Genomic DNA, 23,696 nt, shown 5'->3' with positions numbered 1-23,696 from the left:
CGCATTCTCCCCTGTCAGGCGGGAGCGAATTCTCCCGTCGCGTCGTCCATCACATGCAATATTCCGTCGCTGATTGCGAAAAAGGCGCCGCGCAGTTTCAGGCTTCCGCGCTTTTCCTTCTCCTCGATACAGGGGAAGGTCCGCAGATTCGCTATGCTCACGCGCACAGCTGCCATTTCCATCGCGCGCCCCGCGTCGCGATTGTCGATGTCGGGATGCGCCGCGCGCACTTCGGCGCTTGCTTCGTCCAGCACGCCGATCCAGTCGGCGATGAAACCGCCGCGCCCGGGTTCGGCGCCTTCCATCGACCGGTGCAATGCCGCATGGCAGCCGCCGCAGAGGCCATGCCCCATCACCACGATTTCCTCGACCTTCAGAAACTGCACCGCGAATTCGAGCGCCGCCGAAACGCCGTGGCGTCCGGGATTCGTTTCGAACGGGGGCACCAGCGCGGCGACGTTGCGCACAACGAAGATTTCGCCCGGATTGGTGTCGAAAATCTGCGACGGTTCCGAGCGGCTGTCCGAACAGGCGATCACCATCACCTTGGGAGATTGCCCCTCGGCAAGCTGTTCCCAGCGTTCGCGTTGTTCCGCCCAGCCGCCGTTACGGAAACGCCGGTATCCTTCGATCATGTCTGCAAAGTGAGTCATGGAGGCGCCTTAGCATAGGTAGAGAGGTTGAGAAGAGGCGCGTGCACGACTATGTGGGCGCCATGAACGCTCCCGCTCAATCCCAGCCGGCCTCCGCTACCACTCCCAGCCAGCGCGCGCGCAAGCCCGACTGGATCCGCGTCAAGGCGCCGACCAGCCCAGGCTATGCCGAAACCCGCAAGCTGATGCGCGAGCTCAACCTGCACACGGTGTGCGAGGAAGCGGCGTGCCCGAACATCGGCGAATGCTGGACCAAGAAGCATGCGACGGTGATGATCCTCGGCGACACCTGCACCCGCGCCTGCGCCTTTTGCAACGTCAAGACCGGCATGCCGCGCCCGGTCGACCTGCTCGAGCCCGAGCATACGGCGATCGCCGCGGCGAAGATGGGGCTGACGCATATCGTCATCACCTCGGTCGACCGCGACGACCTGCCCGATGGCGGCGCGAGCCAGTTCGTGAAGGTCATCAACGCGCTGCGCCGCGAAACGCCGCAGACGACGATCGAAATCCTGACTCCCGATTTCCGCAACAAGCCCGAAAGCGCGGTCGCCGCGATCGTCGATGCGCGCCCCGACGTCTATAACCATAATCTCGAAACCGTGCCGCGGCTCTATCCGACGATCCGGCCCGGTGCGCGCTACTATGCCTCGCTGCGCCTGCTCGAAAGCGTCAAGCGCCGCGATCCGTCGATTTTCACCAAATCGGGGATCATGCTCGGCCTCGGCGAAGAGCGGATGGAGGTGCATCAGGTGATGGACGACATGCGCAGCGCCGACATCGATTTCATGACGATGGGCCAGTATCTTCAGCCGACGCCGAAGCATGCGAAGGTCGCCGAATTCGTCACGCCGCAAGCGTTCGACGCCTATGCGCAGATCGCGCGCGCCAAGGGTTTCCTGCAGGTCGCCTCATCGCCCCTGACCCGTTCCAGCTACCACGCCGGCGACGATTTCGAGCGGATGCGCGCCGCGCGCGAGGCGCAACTGGCGCGCGTCAAGGCGGACTGAGCGGCCTTTGCCAAGGCATCACGAAACGCGCGAGTTACCGTACAGCGACGAGCAGATGTTCGCGCTCGTCACCGATATCGCGCGCTATCCCGAATTTCTGCCATGGGTCGTCGCGCTGCGCATCCGCGACGATAGCGAGCATGAAACCGTCGCCGACATGATCGTCGGCTTCAAGGGGCTGCGCGAAAGCTTCTCGTGCCGCGTCCACAAGCAGCGGCCGCACGAGGTTATCGTCAGCTATATCGACGGGCCGATGAAGCACCTCAGCAACGAATGGCATTTCCATGCCCTCGAGGGCGGCGGCTGCCGCGTCGATTTCATGGTCGATTTCGCGTTCCGCAGCCGCATGTTCGAAGCACTCGCCGGACAGATGTTCGACAAGGCCCTGCGCAAGATGATCGCAGCGTTCGAGGCGCGCGCCGACGCGCTTTACGGGGCGGGGAGGGCGATATCCTCCGACGGCCGCAGCCCGTCCTTGTCGGGCTGAAGCAGGTCGAGAGCAAACAGCGTCGCATGGTGGCGGATGGTGGCGCGATCGGTCGATTCGAACTGGACGCGCTGGGTGAAATAATCGTCGGGATTCTGCCCGCGCAGCGCGCGTGCGAAAACGACAAGACCGACGGGCTTCTTTTCCGACCCGCCGCCCGGTCCGGCAATGCCGGTGATCGCGACCGCGACGTCGGCGTCACTGTTCGCGAGCACACCCGCGGCCATCGCCCACGCCGTGGCGAGCGAAACTTCGCCGAAGGTTTCGAGGATTTCGCTGCTGACGTCGAGCTGCGCCTGTTTTGCTTGTCCCGAATAGGTAACGAACCCGGCAGAAAACACATCCGAGCTGCCCGCGATATCGGTCAGCGCGGCGCTGACCATGCCGCCGGTGCAGCTTTCGGCAACGGCGACCCTGCGACCTGCGGACCGATTGCCGGCGAGCACGGCGGCGGCAAGTTCGTCGCGCGCGGCAAGGCGCGCTTCTTCGACAGATTGCAAGATCAATTCTCCGGAAGTTGGATGGTCGCGACGGCCTGGGCCGATATCCCCTCGCGACGGCCGGTAAAGCCGAGCCGCTCTGTCGTTGTCGCTTTCACACTAACCCGTCCGACCGGAATCGCAAGGATTTCGGCAATTCGTTCGCGGATCGCGACGCGGTGCGGCCCGATTTGGGGGGCTTCGGCGATGATTGTCAGATCGAGATGCGCGATCCGTCCGCCGTTCGCAGCGATGCGCTCGCCGGCAAAGCTCAGGAAGCGATGGGATGCCGCGCCGCGCCACTGCGGGTCGGTGGGTGGAAAATGATCGCCGATGTCGCCATCGCCGAGCGCGCCGAGGATTGCGTCGGTCAGTGCATGAAGCCCGACGTCGGCATCGCTATGGCCTTCAAGTCCATGACTATGCGCAATTTCTATGCCGCCGATCCATAGGGGTTTTCCTTCCACCAAGCGGTGGACGTCATATCCCATGCCGACGGCGGTTCGCATCATGGCGCCTGTCCCCAATAGCCCCGAGAGTATCGCCATATCCTCGGCATATGTCAGTTTGTGGAGCCGCGCGTCGCCGGCGACGGTCGCGACGGCGGTGCCGGTCTGCCGCACAAGCTGGGCATCGTCGGTCGCGCTTGCGCCAGCTGCCGCGGCGTGCGCGCGGCGCAGCGCGCCAAGCCGGAACGCCTGCGGCGTCTGGACCCGCGCCAACCGCTCGCGCGCGATAACATCGCCCGCCGCGCTATCGGCCTGCTCGACCAGCGTATCGGGAACGGGAAGCGTGGGAATGGCCGCGTCGGCGTGAGAGAGCGCTTCGAGCAGCCGGTCGATCACCTCGGGGCCGACACCGGGTCGCGCCGCGTCGTGGACCAGGACGATCGCGTCATCCTCCCATTCGGCGAGGGCGGCGAGCGCATTCGCGACCGAATCCTGCCTTTCGGGGCCGGGGTTGGCGGAAATCCATCCTTCGGGAAGCGGAGCGACGACAGCCTTGACGTCGCCGTTGCCAACCAGAACGCCGCCCGAAACCGCCGGATGCGCATCGAATGCCTCGAGGCTCCAGCACAGCACCGGCTTCCCGCCGAGCCATTCAAGCTGTTTTGGCTGTTCGAACCCAGCGCGCGTGCCTGTGCCCCCGGCAAGCAGGATCGCGGCGACGCGCAGAACAGAAGAAGAAGAAACGGACTCGGTCATCGCCCGCGCGGTTAGCGCAGCCGCGCCTTGCGGGAAAGCTGCTTAGCGTGTAGGGGCGCTGCTTAAATTTTAGGCAATTCGACGAAAGCTCCCCGCCATGGCGCCGCTCCGGCCCATCCAGATCGGCAATATCACCATCGCGGATCCCGTGATCCTCGCGCCGATGACCGGCGTCACCGATCTGCCGTTTCGCAAGCTCGTGCGCTATTATGGCTCGGGGCTCAACGTCACCGAGATGATCGCGAGCCAGGCCGCGATCCGCGAAACGCGCCAGTCGATCCAGAAAGCGGCGTGGGATCCGGTCGAGGAACCGGTCTCGATGCAGCTCGTCGGCTGCACACCCTATGAGATGGGCGAGGCCGCGAAGCTCAACGAGGACCGCGGCGCGTCGATCATCGACATCAACATGGGCTGCCCGGTGCGCAAGGTCACCAACGGCGACGCCGGATCGGCGCTGATGCGCGACCTGAAGCTCGCCGCGGCGCTGATCAAGTCGTGCGTCGAGGCGGTCTCGGTGCCGGTGACGGTCAAGATGCGTATGGGCTGGTGCCACGACAGCCTCAACGCCCCCGAACTCGCGCATATCGCCGAGGATCTGGGCGCGAAGCTCGTCACCGTTCACGGCCGCACGCGCAACCAGATGTATCGCGGCGAGGCCGACTGGGGCTTTGTCCGATCGGTCAAGGATGCCGTGTCGATCCCGGTCATCGTCAATGGCGACATCTGCTCGGCCGACGATGCCCGCACGGCACTCGCGCAGAGCGGCGCCGATGGCGTCATGATCGGCCGCGGCGCCTATGGCCGCCCTTGGCTGCTCGGCCAGGTCATGGCGGCGCTGCGCGGCGAGGCCGAGCGGCCCGATCCCGGCCTCGACGAACAATATGACGTCATTACATCGCATTACCGCGCGATGATCGACCATTATGGAGAGATGACCGGCGTCAATATGGCGCGCAAGCATCTCGGCTGGTACGTCAAGGGGCTGCACGGCTCGGCCGAGTTCCGCAACAAGGTCAACCAGATCCCCGACAGCAAGGGTGTGCTCGACGCGCTCGAGGCCTTTTACGGTCCGCATTTGACCAGGGCCGCTGCGTGAGCGCTCTGACGTCGAGCATCCCGAGCTTCGACCATGACGAGCTGATCCAGTCGCACCCCGTTCCCACGCTGCTCATCGACGGCGGCGGGGTCGTGCTCTTCGTCAACGCCGCCGCCGAACAGCTTTGCAACGTCAGCCGCTCTGCGATGGTCGGGCGCGTCATCTATGACGTGATCGCGATGGATCGCAGCTATCGTCAGCGGATGAGCGACGCCGCGACGTCGGCGCTTTTCGCGCATCGCGCCGAAATCTCGGTCGGTGGGCGCAAGGCGGTCTTCGTCGACATGCAGATGGTCCCCTATGGAAACAGCGGCCACCGTATCCTCGCGCTCGTCCCCTCGCCAAGCGATGCCGAGCTGATGGGGGGCGCGATCGGTCGTTCGGGGCGGGCGGCGGGCGCCGCCGCGTCGATGCTCGCGCACGAGATCAAGAATCCGCTCGCGGGCATCAAGGGTGCGGCGCAGCTGCTCGCGCGCAAGACCGACGCCGGCGGGCAACGCTTCACGACGCTGATCTGCGCCGAGGTCGACCGGATCGCGACGCTGATCGACCAGATGGAGCATTTTTCGCGTGGCCAGCCGATCGCGTGCAGTCCGATCAACCTGTATCAGCCGATCCATCAGGCGATGGAAACCGCGCGTGCGCGCCAGTTTCCCGGCGTGCGCTTTGCCGAGGATTTCGACCCTTCGCTGCCGCTCGTGCACGGCAACCATGACGCCATGGTACAGATATTGCTCAACCTCCTTACCAACGGGTGCGAGGCCGTGGGCGGGCGCGACGACGGCGTCGTGCGGTTGACGACCGCCTATCGCCACGGCCTGTCGATCGACAATGGCGACGGGCGCGGACGCATCGCGCTGCCGATCGAGGTCAGCGTCAGCGACAATGGTCCCGGCGTTCCCGCCGACATTCGCGGCGATCTGTTCGATCCCTTCGTGACGACGAAGCGCGAGGGACGCGGGCTCGGTCTCGCGCTCGTCGCCAAGCTCGCGCGCGACATGGGCGGCACGGTCCAGCATATCCGCGACGGCGAATGGACGCGCTTTCGCGTCCACCTGCCCGTCGCTAGGGAAGGGCGCGCGGCATGACGCAGGGCAAGACGATCCTGCTCGTGGAGGACGATCCGGCGATCGCGATGATCATCCGCGAAACGCTTGTCGGCGAATGCGGTCATTTCGCATCGGTCGGCAGCCTTGCCGAGCGCAACGCCTGGCTGGCCGACCATCGCCCCGACCTCGTCATCACCGACGTCGTCCTGCCCGACGGCGACGGCATCGATTCGCTGGCGCACACGGGCATCGACCCTGCGACGCCGGTGATCGTGCTGTCGGCGCAGAATACGCTCGACACCGCGGTGCGCGCGACCGGCATCGGCAGCTACGACTATCTGCCCAAGCCCTTCGATCTCGACGAACTCACCGCCAGCGTCCGCGCCGCGCTCGAACGGAGCAGCGAACCGGCGGCGCGCGACGCCACCGCACCCGCCGACAGCCACGGACTGGTCGGGCGTGCGCCGGCGATGCAGGCGGTCTACCGCACCATCGCCCGCCTCGCGTCGAACGACCTCGCGGTCCTCATCCTCGGCGAATCGGGCACGGGCAAGGAAGTCGTTGCGCGCGCGATCCACGCGACCGGACTGCGCCGGGGCGGGCCTTTCGTGGCGATCAACATGGCTGCGATCCCGCGCGAGTTGATCGAAGCCGAGCTGTTCGGGCACGAAAAGGGGGCGTTTACCGGCGCGCACAGCCGCAATGCCGGGCGCTTCGAGCAGGCCGCGGGTGGCACGCTTTTTCTCGACGAGATCGGCGACATGCCGCTTGAGGCGCAGACGCGGCTGCTCCGCGTGCTCCAGAGCAACGAATATTCAACCGTGGGCGGCAGTCAGGCGCTGCGCGCCGACGTCCGCGTCATCGCCGCTACGCACCGCGACATGCGTACGCTCGTCGCCGATGGCCGCTTCCGCGAGGATCTCTTCTACCGCCTCAACGTCATCCCGGTCACGCTGCCGCCGTTGCGCGACCGCCGCAGCGACATCGCCGCACTTGTCGGTCATTTCGTCGATGCGGGGCGCAGCTCGGGGCTTCCGCACCGCCAATTCGCTCCCGCCGCAATGCAGTGGCTCGAACGCTATGACTGGCCCGGCAATGTCCGCGAGCTGGGCAATGTCGTCCAGCGGCTCGCCGTGCTGTCGCGCGATACGGTGGTGACGGCGCGCGATGTCGAAACATTGCTCCGCGAAAACGGCGAGGGGGGCGGGGCGGTCGAGCCCGCGGCGCTGATCGCGCGCGCCGTCGACGACTGGGCGCGCGAGCAGATGGCGGATCCGACGAACGACGGCGACATTCACGAACAGCTCGAGGCCATCGTCGAGGCGGCATTATTCCGCCGCGTTCTGCGCGAAGTGCGCGGAAATCAGCTGGAGGCGGCGCGGCGACTCGGGATCAACCGCAACACGCTGCGCAAGCGGCTGGGGCAGCTCGACATCGATCCGGCGCATCCCTGACCGGGAAATAATCCTGAAATCGGTGCGATTGGGCGACATTCGCACGGATTGTGTGTTTTCTATGCAACAGGATTGTCGTAACGCGGCAACAATGGCGCGATCGACTTCCCTGGCCCTCGACATGGATTCGGACGAAGAGGAAGCGCGTTCGGGCTTCTGGCGCTTTGGAACGCCCGAATATTACACGCTCGGCATCATCGTCAGCGTCGCGATCGCGACCTATATTTTCGTTACCGGCGACGCGCAGAGCGAGCGGTTGCTGACCCCGGCGCTGGTGGCGGCGATCATGGTCGTCAACCTTGTGCCGGCGATGGCGCTGATCGTGCTGATCGGCAGCCGCGTCGCGCGCGCGCGCGCGGTGCGTTCGATGGCAGGTGGCAACGGCCGTCTCCATGTCCGGCTCGTCGCGCTTTTTTCGCTGATCGCGGCGGCGCCGACGCTGCTCGTCGTGATTTTCGCTTCATTGTTGTTCCAGTTCGGCGTCGACTTCTGGTTCTCCGATCGCTCGCGCGGCATGTTCGAAAACGCCGCCAACCTTGCCGAAGGCTATTATCAGGAAAATCAGCGACAGGTCGGCGCGAACACCTTTGCCATGGCGACCGACCTCGGCACGCGATTGCAGCAGTTTCCGATCGATGCGCCTGGATTTAACGATTATTATTTCCAGCAGGTCGTCGTTCGCAGCCTCAATGAATCGGCGATCATCGAGATCGGCAGCGATGGCGTCGCGCGGACGGCGACGGCGATCGATCCGGACGAACGCCCTGCCACAAGCCGGCTGAGCAAGGCGATGATCGCGCGCCTCGACGCGGGCGAGGATGTCGTCGTCGTGCGCCGGTCCGATCGCATCGAAGCCGCGGCGCGTTTGCCGGGAACCGATCGCGCCTTTGTCTATGCCTCCCGCGATACCAATGTTCCAGGGTTTCAGCAATCGGCGCGCGCGGGTGCGGTCCTCGCTGACTATAATCAGCTCTTCGACCGGTCGCAGATGCTCCAGCTCCAGTTCAACGGTGCGCTCTATCTCGGGTCGCTTTTGCTGCTCGCGCTCGCGGTGATCGCCGCGATCGTGGTCGCCGACCGCATCGTGCGGCCGCTCGGGACGCTGATCGGCGCGACGCGAACCGCCGCCGATGGCGACCTGTCGGTCCGCGTGACACCGCCGGTCCGCGACGACGAAATCGCGGTACTGACCCGTGCTTTCAACCGGATGACCGAGCAGCTGGAGGGGCAGACCGGCGTGCTCGTCAATGTGAACGAGCAACTCGAGGCGCGGCGCAGCTTCATCGAAGCGGTGCTCAGCGGCGTGTCGTCCGCAGTGGTCTCGGTCGATGCCGATCGCCGCATTCTGCTCGCCAATGCCGCTGCCGAGCGGCTGATCGGTCAGCCTGCCGACGACCTTGTCGGCCTTTTTCTCGACGATGTTGCACCCGAACTGGCGCGCCTGCTGACGAGTGACGAGCGCGAAGCGATCGTGCAACTCTCGCGCAAGGACGCCGAACCCGCGACGCTCGCCGCCAAGGCTGTGGCGCAGGGCGACGGTTTCGTCCTCAGCTTCGAGGACATCACGCAGCAATTGCTCGACCAGCGTCGCGCCGCCTGGTCGGATGTCGCACGCCGCATCGCGCACGAGATCAAGAATCCGCTGACGCCGATCCAGCTTGCCGCCGAGCGGCTCCAGCGCCGCTTCGGCGATAAGGTCGAGGGCGATGCGGCGACCTTCCGGAAGCTCACAGACACGGTGATCCGGCAGGTTCACGACATGCGGCGCATGGTCGATGAATTTTCGAGCTTCGCGCGGATGCCCAAGCCGACCTTCGGCGTCGAGGACGTGCGCGACATATTGCGCCAGGCGGTCTTTCTGTTCGAGGTCGCAAAGCCCGACATCGCCTTCTCGGTCAAGACCCCGGCCGAGACCGAACCGCTCGTCTGCGATCGCCGCCTCTTGTCGCAGGCGGTGACTAATATCGTCAAAAATGCGGTAGAAGCGGTTGAAGAAAAACATAAAAACTCCGATACCGCTGCGACGGGCCACATCAATGCGGCGCTCGACATCGGTGCGGGCGGGGAGGTGATCATTCGCGTCACCGACGACGGTATCGGGTTGCCCGAGGCGCGCGACGCGATCGCCGAACCTTATATGACGACGCGCCAGGGCGGGACGGGCCTCGGCCTCGCAATCGTCAAGAAGATCGTCGAGCAACATTATGGCGAACTTGAATTTTCGGACAATCCGGCGGGGCAGGGGACGTGCGTGACCCTGACGCTCCATCCCGACCGGCTCCGGCCCTTGGCCGGAAAGGGCGGGGAGCAGAATATGGGGCAGAACGAAACGGTCCCGGGGCGCATCCGGAACCGGCAGGACAGAGAAGATCATGGCGCTTGATATTCTGATCGTCGACGACGAACGCGACATTTGCGACCTAGTCGCCGGGGTCATGGAAGACGAAGGTTATGAGGCGCGCACCGCGTCCGACAGCGATTCCGCGCTCGAAGCAATCCGTCAACGGCGGCCTTCGCTCGCACTGATCGACGTCTGGTTGCAGGGCTCGCGGCTCGACGGCCTCGGTCTCGTCGAAGCGATCAAGGCGTTCGATCCAACGCTGCCGATCATCGTCATTTCGGGCCATGGCGGCCTCGATACCGCGGTCGCGGCGATCCGGCGCGGCGCGTTCGACTTCATCGAAAAGCCGTTCGAGGCGTCGCGCCTGCTTCATCTCGTCGCGCGCGCGACCGAAAATGAGCGGCTGAAATTCGAATATGAGCAGCTGCGCGAAAAGGCGGGTCCGTCTGACGAACTCACCGGCACCAGCGCGGCAATCAACAATGTCCGCGCGACGCTGAAGCGCGTGGCGGGGACGGGAAGCCGCGTGCTGATCACGGGCGCGCCGGGCGTTGGCAAGGAGGTTGCGGCGCGTGTGCTGCACGGATGGAGCGGACGGCAAAATGCGCCCTTCCGCGTCATTTCGTCGGCGCGCATGGACCCGGAAACGGTCGAGCTCGAATTGTTCGGGTCCGAGGCGGAGGACGGTTCGATCCGCGTCGGCCTGCTCGAGCAGGCGCACGGCGGCACCCTGTTCCTCGACGAGGTCGCGGACATGCCGCTGACAACGCAGGGCAAGATCCTGCGCGTGCTGACCGACCAGAGCTTCGCCCGCGTCGGGGGACGCACGATGATCCGCGTCGACGTCCGCATCATTTCGGGTTCGGCGCGCGACCTGATGACCGAAATCGCCGAAAGCCGGTTCCGCGAGGATCTTTATTACCGGCTCAACGTCGTGCCGGTGCATATCCCGCCGCTGCGCGAGCGGCGCGACGATATCGCGAGCCTTTGCGACCATTATGTCCGGCGCTATGCGGCCGACCGCCGGGTCCCGCCGCCCGAGATCAGCGCCGAGGCGATGGCGGCGCTGCAGGCGCATGAATGGCCGGGCAACGTCCGCGAACTGCGAAACGTCATCGAACGCGTCATGATCCTTGCACCGAGCGACCGGCTGGCGCGGATCGACGCCGACATGCTGCCCGCCGAACTGGTACGTGGCGGGGCCGACATCTTGCCCAATTCGGAATCGATCACCGCGATTCCACTTAAGGAAGCGCGCGAGAATTTCGAGCGCGAATATCTGCGTATCCAGATCAACCGCTTTTCAGGCAATATTTCGCGCACCGCGACCTTCATCGGGATGGAACGGTCCGCCCTGCACCGCAAACTGAAACTTTTGGGCCTTACCGAGAGTTCGGAAGGCGAAGGTTAGGCTTTGCGCTAGACGTCCCACGCGCTTTGCCGCATATTGCGTTTCAGAAGAAGGTCTTGAATGCCGGAGGAAACCGGCACCGTACCCCGCGGTTACACCGCCAAAAACAGGAGGCAAATGTGTCCGATAAAAACCAGAATCTCCAGGATATTTTCCTCAACGCCCTCCGCAAGAGCAAGACCCCGGTGACCATGTTCCTGGTCAAGGGCGTCAAGTTGCAGGGCATCATCACCTGGTTCGACAATTTCTCGCTGCTGCTCCGCCGCGACGGGCAGTCGCAGCTGGTGTACAAGCATGCGATCTCGACCGTGATGCCGTCGCACGATTTCGACCTGTCGCTGCTCGGCGACAATCTGCGCGATGCGCCGGCGAGCAAGGGCAAGGCGTTGCAGGATGTGTTCCTGAACGCGGTCCGCCGTTCGGACGAGTCGGTCACGATGTTCCTCGTCAACGGCGTGATGCTGCAGGGCGACATCGTCGCCTTCGACCTCTTCTGCATGCTGCTCGAGCGCGAGCGGCAGGTGCAGCTCGTCTACAAGCACGCGATTTCGACGGTTCAGCCGAACGGGCCGATCAACCTGACCGACAATGGCGAGGGTGACGGCGAAACGGACGACGCCTGATCGACCCGATAATTGACAATGAAGACGAGGTAACGCGCGGCGCTTCCGCGCTTGTCATCGTGCCCGAATGGCATAGCCAGCGGCTCGTGCGCGATCTCGACGCGCGCGCCGAGGAGGCGCGGGGGCTTGCGCTCGCGATCGGGCTCGATGTCGTCGCCGTCCACACGCTCCGCCTGCGCCAGACGCGGGCCGCAACGTTGCTCGGCGTCGGGCAGATCGACGCGATCGCGCCCGACATAGCGGCGAAGGGCGTCCAGCTCGTGGTCGTCGATGCGGCGCTCACCCCGATCCAGCAGCGCAATCTCGAAACGGCATTCGGCACCAAGGTGATCGACCGCACCGGCCTGATCCTCGAAATCTTCGGCGAGCGCGCCGCGACGGCCGAGGGCCGCTTGCAGGTCGAACTCGCGCATCTCGATTATCAGGCGGGGCGGCTCGTGCGCAGCTGGACCCACCTCGAGCGCCAGCGCGGCGGTTTCGGCTTCCTCGGTGGCCCCGGCGAAACGCAGATCGAGGCCGACCGGCGGATGATCCGCAACCGGATGGCGCGAATCCGGCGTAGCCTTGAGGACGCGCGCCGGACGCGCCAGCTTCAACGGTCGAAACGCCAGCGTGCACCATGGCCCGTCATCGCGCTCGTCGGCTATACCAACGCCGGAAAATCAACTTTTTTCAATAGGTTGACTGGAAGTGACGTCATGGCGGAAGATATGCTTTTCGCCACGCTCGATCCGACGATGCGCGAAATCCGGCTGCCCGGCATCGACAAGGCGATCCTGTCCGACACGGTCGGCTTTGTGTCCGACCTGCCGACCGAGCTCGTCGCCGCTTTCCGTGCGACGCTTGAGGAAGTCACCACCGCCGACCTGATCGTTCATGTGCGCGACATCGTCCATCCCGACAGCGAAGCGCAATATGACGATGTGCGCGCAATCCTCAATTCGCTCGGCGCGAACGGCCCGCAGGATGGCGGGGAGGGCGATACGGCCGAGGCCATCCCGCAGATCGAGATATGGAACAAGATCGACACCGCCGATATCGATCGCCGGGCGATCATCGAAGAAATGGCGGCGCGGCGTCCCGACGTCGCGGTCATTTCCGCGGTGACGGGCGAGGGCGTCGAGGACGCGCGCATCCTCATGGCGTCACAATTGACCGCGCGGCATCAGGTGCAACGTATCCATCTGGGCTATGAGCAGGGCGAGGCGATGGCATGGCTCCATGCGCGCGGCGAGGTGCTCGCCGACGAGCCGGAGGGTGAGGGGCATGTGCTGACCGTGCGGCTCGATCCCGCCGACCGCGCGCGGTTCGAACGGCTGTGGCCGAACCTCAGGGACGCTCCGACAGCTTGACCGCTTGCCAATGCGCTTCCTGCGCGTCGAGCGACAGGCCCGTCAGCGTTCCGCCTGCGCGGTCTTCCATGGCCGCGAAGCGGCGCGCAAACTTGGCATTGGCATCGCGCAACGCACCTTCGGCATCGACACCCAGCTTGCGCGCGTAGTTGACGACGGCAAACAACAGGTCGCCCACTTCCTCGTGACGCTCGCTGTCATCGGTGGCACCCGCCACTTCGGCCAGTTCTTCGGCGATCTTGTCGCGCGGGCCGTCGGTATCGGGCCAGTCGAAACCGACGCGCGCGGCACGGCCTTGCAGCTTTTGGGCGCGGAGCAGGGCGGGTAGCGACAGCGCGACGCCCGCCAGCGCGCCGCTTGGTCCTTCGGCGGCGCGCTCGTCGGCCTTTATCGCTTCCCATTGCCTGCGGACATCGTCGGTTTTTGCATCTCCGAAAATGTGCGGATGGCGGCGCTCCATCTTGTCGCTGATCGTATTGGCGACATCGTCGAAACCGAACAGGCCGTCGTCGGTCGCGATCTGACTGTGGAACACAACCTGAAGCAGAAGGTCACCGAGTTCGTCGCGGATCGCGGCAGGATCGCCGCTGGCGATCGCGTCGGAAACTTCATAGGCTTCCTCGATCGTATAAGGCGCGATCGTCGAAAAATTCTGCGCGAGATCCCATTCGCAACCGCCGTCGGGATTGCGCAACTGGCGCATGATGACGAGCAAGCGATCGATGGGGGATTGGTTCGCCGCGTCGGGCATATATTTATCCGATAATATATATTATGTTAAATGCTATTAGATTGGTACGTGCAACGGGCGGTATCCCATCCACCCTCACGGCAAATCATAAACCCCGTCTAAAATCGCTTCTAAAATCGCTTCATGCGACAGTAAAGCCTGAGCACCCCATGTCTGAATGGGTTGCCGCGAATGAACCTTTGCCGACGAATATTATCGGTGCCGGACCCATCCGACGTCCCGCGCCGCCCGTTCACCGCTGGCGTCGAGCGCATCGCGCTTCATCATGGCGGCCGCCGCCGCGGCAAGTTCGCCCGATGAGGCCTGCCGGTAATCACCGCGCCTCTGGCCCGGCAACGTCCTTTCGATTTGCCAGCGATCCTGCTCGCGGCACCCGATGCCGTCGATGGCGCGGCTTTCGAAGCTGCGGCAATAGCGGCCGGCCTTGTCCTCGAAGCTGAGGACGATCCGCACCGCGGGATCGCCCGGCTGGGTCGAGGCGAGCTGCGTATCGAGCGCCTCGGCGAGCGGGCCCGCCGCGACCAGCGTGCCATTGTCGATCGCGACATCCGCGGCAGGCATCCAGGGGCGCAGCCCGATCGTGAGTCCGAGTATGAGCGATGCTGCGATGGCGCTCCAATGAATGCCGCTGAAGCGCGCACGCCGGGCGCTGCGGCGATTGGCCAGACTGGTATCGACCTTGTCATCGACTGCATCATCGACCGCGAGCAGCGACCGGAGCCGTTCCGGAACCGCTTCTTCCGCGACGGGAGTATAATGCGCCATCAACTGCGCCTTGAGCGTGCGGTGGCGCGCGATCTCGGCCGCGAGCGCCGCGTCGGTCGCTGCCTCGCGCTCGATCCGGCGCGCTGTCAGGTCGTCGAGTTCGCCGTCGATGAAAGCCGCGACGGTGGCGGGATCAAAGCTCATGCCGCTTCTCCGAGATAGAACATCAATGCCTCGCGCCCGCGCGCGAGGCGCGAGGTAACCGTGCCGACCGGCACATCGAGTATCTCCGCGGCTTCGCGATAGGCATAGCCTTCGACGAGTACGAGCATCACGACTTCGCGTTGTTCGTCGGGAAGCCGGGCCATGGCGCCGTCGACATCGCCGCGAAGCGCCCCCGCCTCGACCTCGGCGGCGCCTTCGCCCGCGACTTGCGTTGCCGCGTCGTCGATCGGGGCGTGAACGCCGCGCCGGCCTGCCGCGCGGCGCTCGTCGATCCAGAGATTGCGGGTGATGCGGTACATCCAGCTGTCCAGTCTCGTTCCTTGTTGCCATTGGTCGCGCGATTTCAGCGCGCGCTCGATCGCGGCCTGGCACAAATCGTCGGCATCGCTTTGATGACGCGCCAATCCACGCGCAAACCGGCGCAAGCGCGGCAGCAGTTCGACCAGTTCCTCTTCGAAGCGCATATTCGCCTTTTCATCGGGTTCGAGGAAGAAACGACGCCACTCTATCGTTTCTTCCGCAGCATGCTAAATTTTTCGGACGCGATTGGTTCCCCTGCCTTTCCGTTCGACGATATGAGGAGTTTCGATGCGCGTCTTGATCGCCCTGCCCGTGATGTTCTCGCTTTTGTGCGCGGGAATCGCGGTGCGTGTCGACGCCCAGATCGCGCTGCCATCGGTTCGGCTGCCCGACACGTCGCGCACCCTGCCTTCGCTGCCGGACATCGTCGCCGAGCCATTGGAAGCTGCGGGCGATACGCTCGCACGGGTCCGGCTCGACCGGATCGACAGGCTGCTTCGCGACAATCGCGACCGGATAGAGCCCGACCGCAACGGCCAGCCTGCGGTGCGCGGCATACTCGTCGCTACCGGCGTCGACGAAGCGATGATCGCGCGCGCTGCCAAGGAAGGGTTTCGGCTGATCGACCGCGATCGGATCGAAGGCATCGATCTCGGCATCGTTCGTTTCGCCGTTCCCGACGATCATAGCCTCGCTCGCGCGCAAAAACGTCTCGCCAAGCTGCTCCCCCATGCCGAAGTCGATGCCGATCATATCTATTTCGCGAGCGGTCCCGGCGGCGCGCTGCCGACAGCCGTTTTGGCGACGGCAGCGTCGCCCGGCCAAGCCCGGCTCGGACTGATCGACGGCGGCGTGGCCGCGCATCCGTCGGTCGCAGGTCGCGTCGAGCAGCGCGGTTTCGCTGCCGGCGCGCCGCATGCGAGCCGTCATGGGACCGCCGTGGCGTCGCTGCTAATCGGCAGCGGGCGGGTGCGCGGCGCGGCTTCGGGACAGAAGCTGCTCGCCGCCGACGTTTACGGTTCCGATCCGGCGGGCGGCAATGCGAGCGCCATCGCGCGCGCGCTCGGCTGGCTGGTTCAGCGCGGCGTCGCTGTGGCCACGATCAGCCTCGTCGGGCCCGACAACAAATTGCTGGCGGCCGCGGTGTCGCGCGCGCAGCAGCGCGGCATGCTGATCGTCGCGGCGGTCGGCAACGACGGCCCCGCCGCCCCGCCCGCTTACCCCGCCTCCTATAAGGGCGTGTTTGCCGTGACCGGGGTCGATGCCAGGAATCGCGCCCTGCCCGAGGCTGGTCGGGCGCTGCACCTCGACTTTGCCGCGCCGGGCGACGCCGTGCTTGCCGCGACCGGGCTCGACACAACCGACCGCCTGCGCGGCACCTCTTTCGCTGCGCCATTGGTCGCCGGGCGCCTCGCCCTTCGCTATCCCGCGCCGGCGATCGAACGGATCGGACCGGCGGTTTCCGCGCTGGTCTTCGAAGCGCGCGACCTCGGCAAAAAGGGTCGCGATAAAATCTATGGCCACGGGCTAATTTGCGGGGATTGCGGCGGGCGCTGACCCGCCCGGCACGGTTTTTCGGAAGAAATTCGAACGCGCCATCGTTCTTCCTTCAGGCCCTCCCCTCCGGGCCGCAATGAAGGAGAAGAATGGTGGCACATCGTATTTTCATGCCGGCGCTCGCGCTCGCCGCGTCGGCTATCGCAATTTCGACCCCCGCCGCGGCGCAGCTGCTCGGCGGCAGCGGCGGACTCGGCGGCGGCTTGGGCGGAACGATAGGCGGCACGCTCGGCAATCCCACCGGGCCGATCGGCGGCACGCTCGGCACCGCGAACGACATCACAGGTTCGGGCCGCGGCGACGCCAATGTCGATCGCCGCTCGGGCCGCGTTCAGGGCAAGGGCAGCGCCGATGCGAACGGCAAGGGTTCGGCCAATGGCGACGCGAATCTGCTCGGCCGCACGATCGGCGGCGACGCCAGTGGTTCGGGTTCGGCATCGGGTAGCGGCAGCCTCGACGCGCAAGCCGTCGGCACCGATTTCGTGGGCCAGACCACGCGTGGCGCCGTCGGCACCGCGCATGGTGCCGCTTCGACCGTCACCGGCACCGCGCGCGGTGCGGTCGGGACTGTCCGTGATCGGGCCGGCGGCGCGCTGTCAGACGTCTCAGGCAGTGCCAGCGGCGCCGGCTCGATCGCGGGCAGCTTCCAGGGCAGCCTCGGCCAGCTTGCCGCCGCGGGTAGCGGCGCAGCCAGCGGCAACGGCATGTTCGCGGTCGCTCCGGGCATGCCCGTCACCGACCCGCGCGGCAAGGTGATCGGTCACGTCCAGAATCTGCGCCAGACCGGCCGCGGTGTCGTGCAGGCGGTGACGGTCGAAGTGGGTGACCGGGTTGCGACGCTGCCCGCCGCAAACTTTGCGGGTTCGGGCGACGTGCTCGTGACCGGGATGACGAAAGGCCAGCTCAAGGACGCGGCCGAACAACAGGAAAACGGCGAATAACCGATCGAATGGGGCGATCGGCGATGACCCCAATGCCGCCGATCGACAACTGGGCGGGCCGCGACGCGGCCCGCCCTCTTTATGTCACCGTCTGCCACGTCCGGATCAAGAGGAACACGAGGCCGAATATCGCAACCCATGCGAGGGCCATCTTGAGCCAGTCGGCCATCGGCAAACGGCGCGCGAGCAACGAGCTTAACACCAGCGCGAACGCGCCGGCGAACCACAGCGTCTGGACGACGGTATCTCCATTCATAGCTGGACCTCCAACCCGTCATAGCCCGGTTCGACCCCCGCGGGCAATTCGGCCGCAAGATCCTCATAATCCATCGTATTATCCATATGCGTGATGATCGCGCGCGGATTGCCGACCTTGGCCAGCCCCTCCAGCGTCATCTGAAGGTGCGGATGCGTCGGGTGGGGGTAGCGGCGCAGCGCGTCGATGACGAACAGGTCGACGTCCTGGAAAAAATCGACCATCTCGTCCGTAAATTTAGAAAAATCAGTGGCATAGGCGATCTTGTGAGCGCCATCGCTGAAGATCAGCCCGCTCGCCTTGATCGGTCCGTGCGGCATTTCGATCGCCGAAACCTCGATCGGGCCGATCGATTGATGATCGTGGAGATCGATCGGATCGACCGACGCCGGATAGCCTGCATTGCCCGCAAAGGCATAGGTGAAGCGCCACTTCAATATGTCGAGGACATGGTCGCGGGCGTAGACCGGGACCGCCGAGCGGCGCAGGTGCATAACCTGGCGCAGATCGTCGAGACCGTGGGTGTGATCGGCATGCTCGTGCGTCCAGATGACGGCGTCGATCTCGCCGATCCCCGCGTCGAGGAGCTGTAGCCGCATATCCGGGCTGGTGTCGACGAGAATACGGAAGCCTCCGAGCGATACCATGATCGACGCGCGGCTGCGCAGGTTGCGGGGATTGTCGGGGTCGCACTGCCCCCAATCGTTGCCGATCCGCGGCACGCCCGACGACGTGCCGCAACCCAGAATTCTCAGCTTCATTGCGCGTGCGACGTCATGGTGCCGCCTTGTCGAAAAGCGCATAGAAATTGGCGCTTGTCGCGGCTGCCAGCGCATCGCTTTCCTCGCCGCGAAGGTTGGCGAGAAACGCGAGTGTGTCGGCGACGAAGGCGGGCTCGCCGGGCTTGCCGCGGTGCGGGACGGGGGCAAGGAAGGGGGAGTCGGTTTCGATCAGCAGCCGGTCCTGCGGCAGCCATTTGGCGGTCGCCTGAAGATCGGCGGCATTCTTGAAGGTCACGATTCCCGAAATCGAGATGTAAAGGCCGAGATCGAGCGCCTTCCGCGCGAAATCGTCGCTCGCGGTGAAGCAGTGGATCACGCCGGGAAAGCTCGCCCGGCCCATCTCCTCGCCGAGCAGCGCCAGCGTGTCGGCTTCGGCATCGCGCGTGTGGACGATGATCGGCAGGCCGGTTTCCTGCGACGCGTGGATGTGGCGGCGGAAACTGTCCTGTTGGCGCACGCGGTCGCTTTTGTCGTAATAATAGTCGAGCCCAGTTTCGCCGATCCCGATCACGCGCGGGTGCGCGGCGCGTTCGACCAGCTTTGCGGTGTCGATATCGGGATGATGGTCGGCATCGTGCGGGTGGATGCCGACGCTGGCCCAAACATCTGCGTTCGCCTCGGCCGCGGCGAGCACCTCGTCCCATTCGCTTTCACGCGTCGCGATGTTGAGCATCGCGGTAACCCCGCGCGTGCCCGGGCGCGCACCAGCACCTCGTCCTGCTGTTCGGCAAGGCCCTTGTAATTTAGGTGGCAGTGCGAATCGACGAGCATCAGGCCTCCCCTTCCCCTTCTCCCTCTGGCAATTCGAGGCGCGGGAAGATCGGCACGGGCTGGCCGACCGCGAAGCCGCTTGCAACCAGCTTCGCGAACCAGTCGGTGTCAGAAAGTGCCGCAAAATTGCGCGCATCCTCGGCGATACCCATCTGGTCGAGCAGCTTGTCGGCCGCAGCGGGCACGACCGGACGGATGGCGATCGCGAGCGTGCGGACCGCCTGAAACAGCGTCATCAGCACCGCACGCATGCGTTCGGGGTCCGTCTTACGCAGCGCCCAAGGCGCCTGCGTGTCGACATATTGGTTGCAGGCGAAGACGGCGCGGATCCAATCCTCGATGCCCACCGAAAAGGCGAGCTGCTCGAATTCGCGCGGCAGACGGACCGCCGCCATGTCGGCGAGGTCGGCCAGCAGGTCGATATCGTCCTGAGCAGGCGCATAGTCGTCCGAAAGCTTGCCATCCAAATTCTTGAAAATCATCGACAAGCTGCGCTGCGCAAGGTTGCCGAAGCTGTTCGCGAGGTCGGCGTTTGCGGTGCGCACGATCGCTTCGGCCGAATAGCTTCCGTCCTGACCGAAGCTGACTTCGCGGAGCAAATAATAACGCAGCGCATCGACGCCAAACCGGTCGGCGAGCGCCATCGGGTCCACGACATTGCCGAGCGATTTCGACATCTTCTCGCCGCGATTGAGCAGAAAGCCGTGGCCGAACACCTGCTTGGGCAGCGGCAGGTCGGCACTCATCAGAAAGGCCGGCCAGTAAACGGTATGAAAACGAACGATATCCTTGCCGATCATATGGATATTCGCCGGCCAGAACGTCCCGAAGTCGCTGGCGGGATCGGGATAGCCGAGCCCCGAGAGGTAGGTGGTCAGCGCATCGACCCAGACATACATCACATGCCCCGGCGATCCCGGCACCGGCACGCCCCAGTCGAAACTGGTGCGCGAGACGCTGAGATCCTTGAGTCCGCCTTCGACGAAGCGCAACACCTCGTTCCGCCGGCTTTCGGGACGAATGAAATCGGGCTGCTCGTTGTAGAGCGCGAGCAGCCGGTCCTGATAGTTCGACAGGCGAAAGAACCAGCTTTCCTCCACGGTCCATTCGACCGGCGTCCCCTGCGGCGAAAGGCGCGCGCCCCCTTCCCCGTCGCTCAGCTCGCTTTCGTCGTAGAAAGCCTCGTCGCGAACCGAATACCAGCCTTCATAGCGGTCGAGATAGAGATCGCCCTTCGCCTCCATCGCTTTCCAGATCGCCTGCGAGGCAGCATGGTGCGCGGCGTCCGACGTACGCATGAAATTGTCATAGCTGATGTTCAGCTTGGCATACATCTCACGGAAATATCCTGACATTTCGTCCGCAAGATCGATCGTCGCACGGCCCTGATCCCGCGCTGTCTGGAACATCTTCAGCCCATGTTCGTCGGTGCCGGTGACCAGCCGGACGTCGCGGCCCCGCGCGCGCTGGAAACGCGCCACGACATCGGTGGCGATCGCTTCATAGGCGTGACCGATATGCGGGCGACCATTGGGGTAGCTGATCGCGGTGGTGATATAGAAAGGTTGGTTATTTTCGGACATGCGCGCGCCTTAGCCGCTGGCGCGCGGGAGGGAAAGCGTCAGCGTGCCGCCCGATCGTGCCGCGGCGCCAACTCGGCCAGGCAGTTGCCGATCTCAAAGCCGACCATCGCACCGTCATAAGATCCGCGGATCGCATCGCGAACGGTGCGCTGGACGCGATCCCATTGCGCGAGGACCGGCGCGATTTCGGAGGCGGGGCGTTCGCGCGCGATACGCGAGAGCAGGCCCGGCACGATATCGATGACCAGTTCGAGGCGGGCCCGATTGCTCGTGCCGCCGACCTCGCGCGCAAGCGCTTCGCGCAGCCGGTTCTCCGGGTCGCCGCTCGCCGCAATCGCGAGCAATTTCTTCTCCATGACCGCGACGTCGCTATCGACGAGTGCAAGCGCCTTGCCCGGAACGCCGCCCGACGCGGTGACGATCGCGCGCACCTCCTCCATCTCGATCATCGGCCGCAGATCATGCAGCCATGTCGTCATGGCGTCACGCCCAACAGGCTGAAAACGCAAGGTTCTGCACCGCGAGCGGATCGTCGGCAACAGGCGTCCGGGCGAGTGGCTGACGAGCAGGAAAAGGGTTTTCGCCGGCGGTTCCTCGAGCGTCTTGAGCAGCGCGTTCGCCCCGTCGGTTTCGAGGTCGTCGACCGCATCGACGATGATCACCCGCCACTCGCCGAGCGACAAAGAGAGATGCAGGCGGCGGATCATCTGCCGCACCTGTTCGATCGTGATGTTGCGCGCGAGTTCCTTGGCCTTGTCCTTCGGCTGACGGGCGAGGCGCAGGATTTCGGGGTGATTGCCCGCGTCAACCAGCCGCGCGGCGGCATCGTCGCCGCGATCGTCGAGCGGCGCCGTTTGGCCTTCGCCGCTGCGCCCGTGGGTGACGAGGAAGCGTGCGACGCGCTCGGCGAAAGTCCCCTTCCCCATCCCCTGCGGCCCCGCCAGCAGCCAGGCATGATGGACGCGGCCGCCCTGCCACGCTTCGAGAAATGCCTTTTCGGCTTCCTGATGGCCGATCATGGTAGCCATTCCGCAAGGTCCGCAAGGATTGCCGCCGTCACCTCTTCGGTGCGCCGGTCGGCGTCGACGATCCGCCAGCGTCCGGATTCGACCGCGGCCATTTCGACGAAGCGCGCGGCGAGGCGCGCCTGATAATCGAGCGGCTTGTTCCCCATGCGGTCGCTGCCCCCGCGCTCGGAGAGGCGCCGCGCCGCCTCTTCGGCGCTGACGGTGAGCAGGAACGTACGATCGGGTAACAGCCCTTCGGAACCGAAGCGGTGCAGCGCGAGGAGATCGGCATCGGTGATGCCGCCGCCGCCGCCCTGATAGGCGCGGCTCGAATCGACGAAACGGTCGCACAACACCCACGCCCCCCCAGCCAGCGCCGGACGGATCGTGCGCGCGACATGGTCGGCGCGCGCCGCGGCGAAGAGCAAGGCCTCGCTGCGCGCGTTCCAGCGGTCCTCGCTGCCTTCCATCAACAGCGTCCGGATCGCCTCTGCGCCGGCGCTGCCGCCGGGTTCGCGCGTCGCGACGACTTCGAGGCCTCGTTCTTCGAGGGCTGCCGCCAGCGCACCGATCTGCGTCGACTTCCCGACGCCCTCGCCGCCCTCCAGCGTGATGAAACGCCCGGACGTCACGTCGCTAGCCCGCGATGGATGAAAAGGAAAAGCACGCCGCGCATGAACCGGCCGTAGCCCGGCGGATCGGCTTTGTCATCTCGCCGCGGCAGCGCTTGTCCGGCCTTTCGCAGCAACCGATGTGTTGGTGGGCGCAAAGCCCCAGTTCATCAGCCGTTCGGCCTCGTCGCGGCGCGCCTTTGCGCTGGACAGGCCGGCCACGACCATGACCAAGCGGCGCCCGTCACGCTTCGCCGAGCCGAGAAAGCAATAACCGGCTTCCGACGTATGCCCGGTTTTAAGCCCGTCCGCGCCGGCGAAACGGCCCAGGATGGGATTGCGGTTCGCTTGGATGATCGGCTGGCCGTCGGGCGATACGCCGTGCTGGAATTTCGGGATCGAGAAATAGCGGGCATAGCCATCGGGATGATCGCGGATCAGTCGGCTGGCAAGCAGGACCAGATCGCCCGCGCTGACTTTGGTTACGCCGCCGTCGGGCCAGCCGCTCGCGGTGCCGAATCGGCTCGACGCCATACCCATCTCTGCTGCCATCTCATTCATTCGTTGGACAAAGGCATCCTCGTTGCCATCGATCCCTACAGCGAGAACCGATGCCGCATCATTCCCCGAAACGGTGATCAATCCCTTGAGAAGATCATCGACCGACACCTTTTCGCCCGCGCGCAGGAACATCGTGGAGCCGCCTCGGCGGGCGCTCCACTTCTTCCATGTCGCGTCTTCGACGGTGATCAGCTTGTCGCGCGACAATTGCCCCTTCTCGATCAGGTCGAGAACGACATAGGCGGTCATCACCTTTGCCATCGACGCGGGCGCGAAACGTTTGTCGGCGCCGCGCGAGAAGAGAATCCGACCCGAATCGAGATCCTTGAGCATCACGATTGGGGCTTCGGTCTCATAGGGCGCGCGGACGACCGGCGCGCTTTTCGGGCGAGCCTCGCCGGCCGATGTCGCGGGACTGGAAACAGCCAGCGCCAAACCCGACAGGAGGATCGCGCCGGTTCGCAAAAACAGGGCTGGCTCAGTCAT

Annotated in this window: 23 protein-coding genes and 1 pseudogene; 11 read left to right on the top strand and 13 right to left on the bottom strand. The window is 65.1% G+C overall.

The window, feature by feature from the left end; genetic code table 11:
* Positions 1 to 14: 14 nt before the first annotated feature.
* The gene (locus tag OVY29_RS05980) at positions 15 to 653 is read right to left on the bottom strand and encodes a carbonic anhydrase (protein WP_037558100.1); all 639 of its coding nucleotides are present in this window, start codon (positions 651 to 653) and stop codon (positions 15 to 17) included.
* A gap of 62 nt (positions 654 to 715) precedes the next feature.
* Here OVY29_RS05980 and lipA point away from each other — a divergent pair, with 62 nt between their 5' ends.
* Positions 716 to 1,663, top strand: a complete 948-nt coding sequence (lipA, locus tag OVY29_RS05975) for a lipoyl synthase (protein WP_037558099.1) — start codon at positions 716 to 718, stop codon at positions 1,661 to 1,663.
* A gap of 7 nt (positions 1,664 to 1,670) precedes the next feature.
* A complete protein-coding gene (locus OVY29_RS05970) occupies positions 1,671 to 2,150 on the top strand; it encodes a type II toxin-antitoxin system RatA family toxin (RefSeq protein ID WP_037558098.1) in 480 nt (159 codons plus the stop codon).
* Here OVY29_RS05970 and OVY29_RS05965 read toward each other — a convergent pair.
* Both OVY29_RS05965 and OVY29_RS05960 read right to left on the bottom strand, forming a co-directional pair.
* Positions 2,093 to 2,650, bottom strand: coding sequence for a CinA family protein (locus tag OVY29_RS05965; protein ID WP_037558097.1), 558 nt, complete (start codon positions 2,648 to 2,650; stop codon positions 2,093 to 2,095). The genes OVY29_RS05970 and OVY29_RS05965 overlap by 58 nt on opposite strands.
* Positions 2,651 to 2,652: 2 nt before the next feature.
* Positions 2,653 to 3,834 (bottom strand): bifunctional 2-C-methyl-D-erythritol 4-phosphate cytidylyltransferase/2-C-methyl-D-erythritol 2,4-cyclodiphosphate synthase, encoded by a 1,182-nt coding sequence (locus OVY29_RS05960; RefSeq protein ID WP_313911116.1) that lies wholly within the window; start codon positions 3,832 to 3,834, stop codon positions 2,653 to 2,655.
* A gap of 97 nt (positions 3,835 to 3,931) precedes the next feature.
* Between OVY29_RS05960 and dusB the strand changes: the two genes are divergently transcribed.
* The 7 genes from dusB to hflX all read left to right on the top strand — a co-directional run bounded on the left by dusB (position 3,932) and on the right by hflX (position 13,160).
* Positions 3,932 to 4,930, top strand: coding sequence for a tRNA dihydrouridine synthase DusB (dusB, locus tag OVY29_RS05955; protein WP_313911115.1), 999 nt, complete (start codon positions 3,932 to 3,934; stop codon positions 4,928 to 4,930).
* Entirely contained in the window at positions 4,927 to 6,018 is a 1,092-nt protein-coding gene (locus OVY29_RS05950; RefSeq protein WP_037558088.1) for a two-component system sensor histidine kinase NtrB, read from the top strand. Before dusB ends, OVY29_RS05950 begins: the two co-directional genes overlap by 4 nt.
* Entirely contained in the window at positions 6,015 to 7,433 is a 1,419-nt protein-coding gene (locus OVY29_RS05945) for a sigma-54-dependent transcriptional regulator (RefSeq protein WP_037558086.1), read from the top strand. The genes OVY29_RS05950 and OVY29_RS05945 overlap by 4 nt, the downstream gene beginning before the upstream one ends.
* A gap of 121 nt (positions 7,434 to 7,554) precedes the next feature.
* Positions 7,555 to 9,816: an ATP-binding protein gene (locus OVY29_RS05940; protein WP_235211626.1), complete on the top strand. Its 2,262-nt coding sequence runs from the start codon at positions 7,555 to 7,557 to the stop codon at positions 9,814 to 9,816.
* Positions 9,806 to 11,185, top strand: a complete 1,380-nt coding sequence (locus OVY29_RS05935; RefSeq protein WP_037558081.1) for a sigma-54-dependent transcriptional regulator — start codon at positions 9,806 to 9,808, stop codon at positions 11,183 to 11,185. The genes OVY29_RS05940 and OVY29_RS05935 overlap by 11 nt, the downstream gene beginning before the upstream one ends.
* A gap of 26 nt (positions 11,186 to 11,211) precedes the next feature.
* Positions 11,212 to 11,808: an RNA chaperone Hfq gene (gene hfq / locus OVY29_RS05930; RefSeq protein WP_081933275.1), complete on the top strand. Its 597-nt coding sequence runs from the start codon at positions 11,212 to 11,214 to the stop codon at positions 11,806 to 11,808.
* On the top strand, positions 11,805 to 13,160 hold the full coding sequence (gene hflX, locus OVY29_RS05925) for a GTPase HflX (protein ID WP_052182533.1): 1,356 nt from the start codon (positions 11,805 to 11,807) through the stop codon (positions 13,158 to 13,160). Before hfq ends, hflX begins: the two co-directional genes overlap by 4 nt.
* Here the strand turns inward: hflX and mazG are convergent.
* The 3 genes from mazG to OVY29_RS05910 form a co-directional block, all read right to left on the bottom strand.
* Positions 13,138 to 13,911 carry a nucleoside triphosphate pyrophosphohydrolase gene (mazG, locus tag OVY29_RS05920; RefSeq protein ID WP_037558075.1) on the bottom strand — a complete coding sequence of 258 codons (774 nt, stop codon included), beginning with the start codon at positions 13,909 to 13,911 and terminating at the stop codon, positions 13,138 to 13,140. The two genes, hflX and mazG, sit on opposite strands and share 23 nt — an antisense overlap.
* Before the next feature lie 192 nt (positions 13,912 to 14,103).
* Positions 14,104 to 14,820 carry a hypothetical protein gene (locus tag OVY29_RS05915; RefSeq protein WP_037558072.1) on the bottom strand — a complete coding sequence of 239 codons (717 nt, stop codon included), beginning with the start codon at positions 14,818 to 14,820 and terminating at the stop codon, positions 14,104 to 14,106.
* Positions 14,817 to 15,305: an RNA polymerase sigma factor gene (locus tag OVY29_RS05910; protein WP_037558070.1), complete on the bottom strand. Its 489-nt coding sequence runs from the start codon at positions 15,303 to 15,305 to the stop codon at positions 14,817 to 14,819. Before OVY29_RS05910 ends, OVY29_RS05915 begins: the two co-directional genes overlap by 4 nt.
* A 124-nt stretch (positions 15,306 to 15,429) precedes the next feature.
* Between OVY29_RS05910 and OVY29_RS05905 the strand changes: the two genes are divergently transcribed.
* The gene (locus OVY29_RS05905; protein WP_313911114.1) at positions 15,430 to 16,698 is read left to right on the top strand and encodes a S8 family serine peptidase; all 1,269 of its coding nucleotides are present in this window, start codon (positions 15,430 to 15,432) and stop codon (positions 16,696 to 16,698) included.
* 92 nt (positions 16,699 to 16,790) lie between these two features.
* A complete protein-coding gene (locus OVY29_RS05900) occupies positions 16,791 to 17,639 on the top strand; it encodes a hypothetical protein (RefSeq protein ID WP_200880232.1) in 849 nt (282 codons plus the stop codon).
* Between the two features lie 79 nt (positions 17,640 to 17,718).
* On the opposite strand, the gene OVY29_RS05895 is transcribed toward OVY29_RS05900, so the two are convergent.
* From OVY29_RS05895 to OVY29_RS05865, 7 genes and pseudogenes are all read right to left on the bottom strand, one after another.
* Positions 17,719 to 17,895: a hypothetical protein gene (locus OVY29_RS05895; RefSeq protein ID WP_200880231.1), complete on the bottom strand. Its 177-nt coding sequence runs from the start codon at positions 17,893 to 17,895 to the stop codon at positions 17,719 to 17,721.
* Complete coding sequence (locus tag OVY29_RS05890; RefSeq protein WP_037558065.1) at positions 17,892 to 18,656, bottom strand: MBL fold metallo-hydrolase; 765 nt, start codon at positions 18,654 to 18,656, stop codon at positions 17,892 to 17,894. The genes OVY29_RS05895 and OVY29_RS05890 overlap by 4 nt, the downstream gene beginning before the upstream one ends.
* 13 nt (positions 18,657 to 18,669) lie before the next feature.
* A pseudogene (locus OVY29_RS05885) lies at positions 18,670 to 19,448 on the bottom strand (TatD family hydrolase).
* Complete coding sequence (gene metG, locus OVY29_RS05880; RefSeq protein ID WP_037558061.1) at positions 19,448 to 21,031, bottom strand: methionine--tRNA ligase; 1,584 nt, start codon at positions 21,029 to 21,031, stop codon at positions 19,448 to 19,450. The pseudogene OVY29_RS05885 and the gene metG overlap by 1 nt, the downstream one beginning before the upstream one ends.
* A 38-nt stretch (positions 21,032 to 21,069) precedes the next feature.
* On the bottom strand, positions 21,070 to 22,059 hold the full coding sequence (locus OVY29_RS05875; RefSeq protein ID WP_313911113.1) for a DNA polymerase III subunit delta': 990 nt from the start codon (positions 22,057 to 22,059) through the stop codon (positions 21,070 to 21,072).
* Positions 22,047 to 22,670 carry a dTMP kinase gene (tmk, locus tag OVY29_RS05870; RefSeq protein WP_037558057.1) on the bottom strand — a complete coding sequence of 208 codons (624 nt, stop codon included), beginning with the start codon at positions 22,668 to 22,670 and terminating at the stop codon, positions 22,047 to 22,049. Before tmk ends, OVY29_RS05875 begins: the two co-directional genes overlap by 13 nt.
* A 75-nt stretch (positions 22,671 to 22,745) precedes the next feature.
* Positions 22,746 to 23,696 carry a D-alanyl-D-alanine carboxypeptidase family protein gene (locus tag OVY29_RS05865; protein WP_081933273.1) on the bottom strand — a complete coding sequence of 317 codons (951 nt, stop codon included), beginning with the start codon at positions 23,694 to 23,696 and terminating at the stop codon, positions 22,746 to 22,748.

This window comes from Sphingopyxis sp. SE2 (assembly GCF_032227185.1).
GTDB lineage: Bacteria > Pseudomonadota > Alphaproteobacteria > Sphingomonadales > Sphingomonadaceae > Sphingopyxis.
Note: the sequence above shows the minus strand (reverse complement) of the source record. Positions and strands in the feature narration are given on the sequence as shown.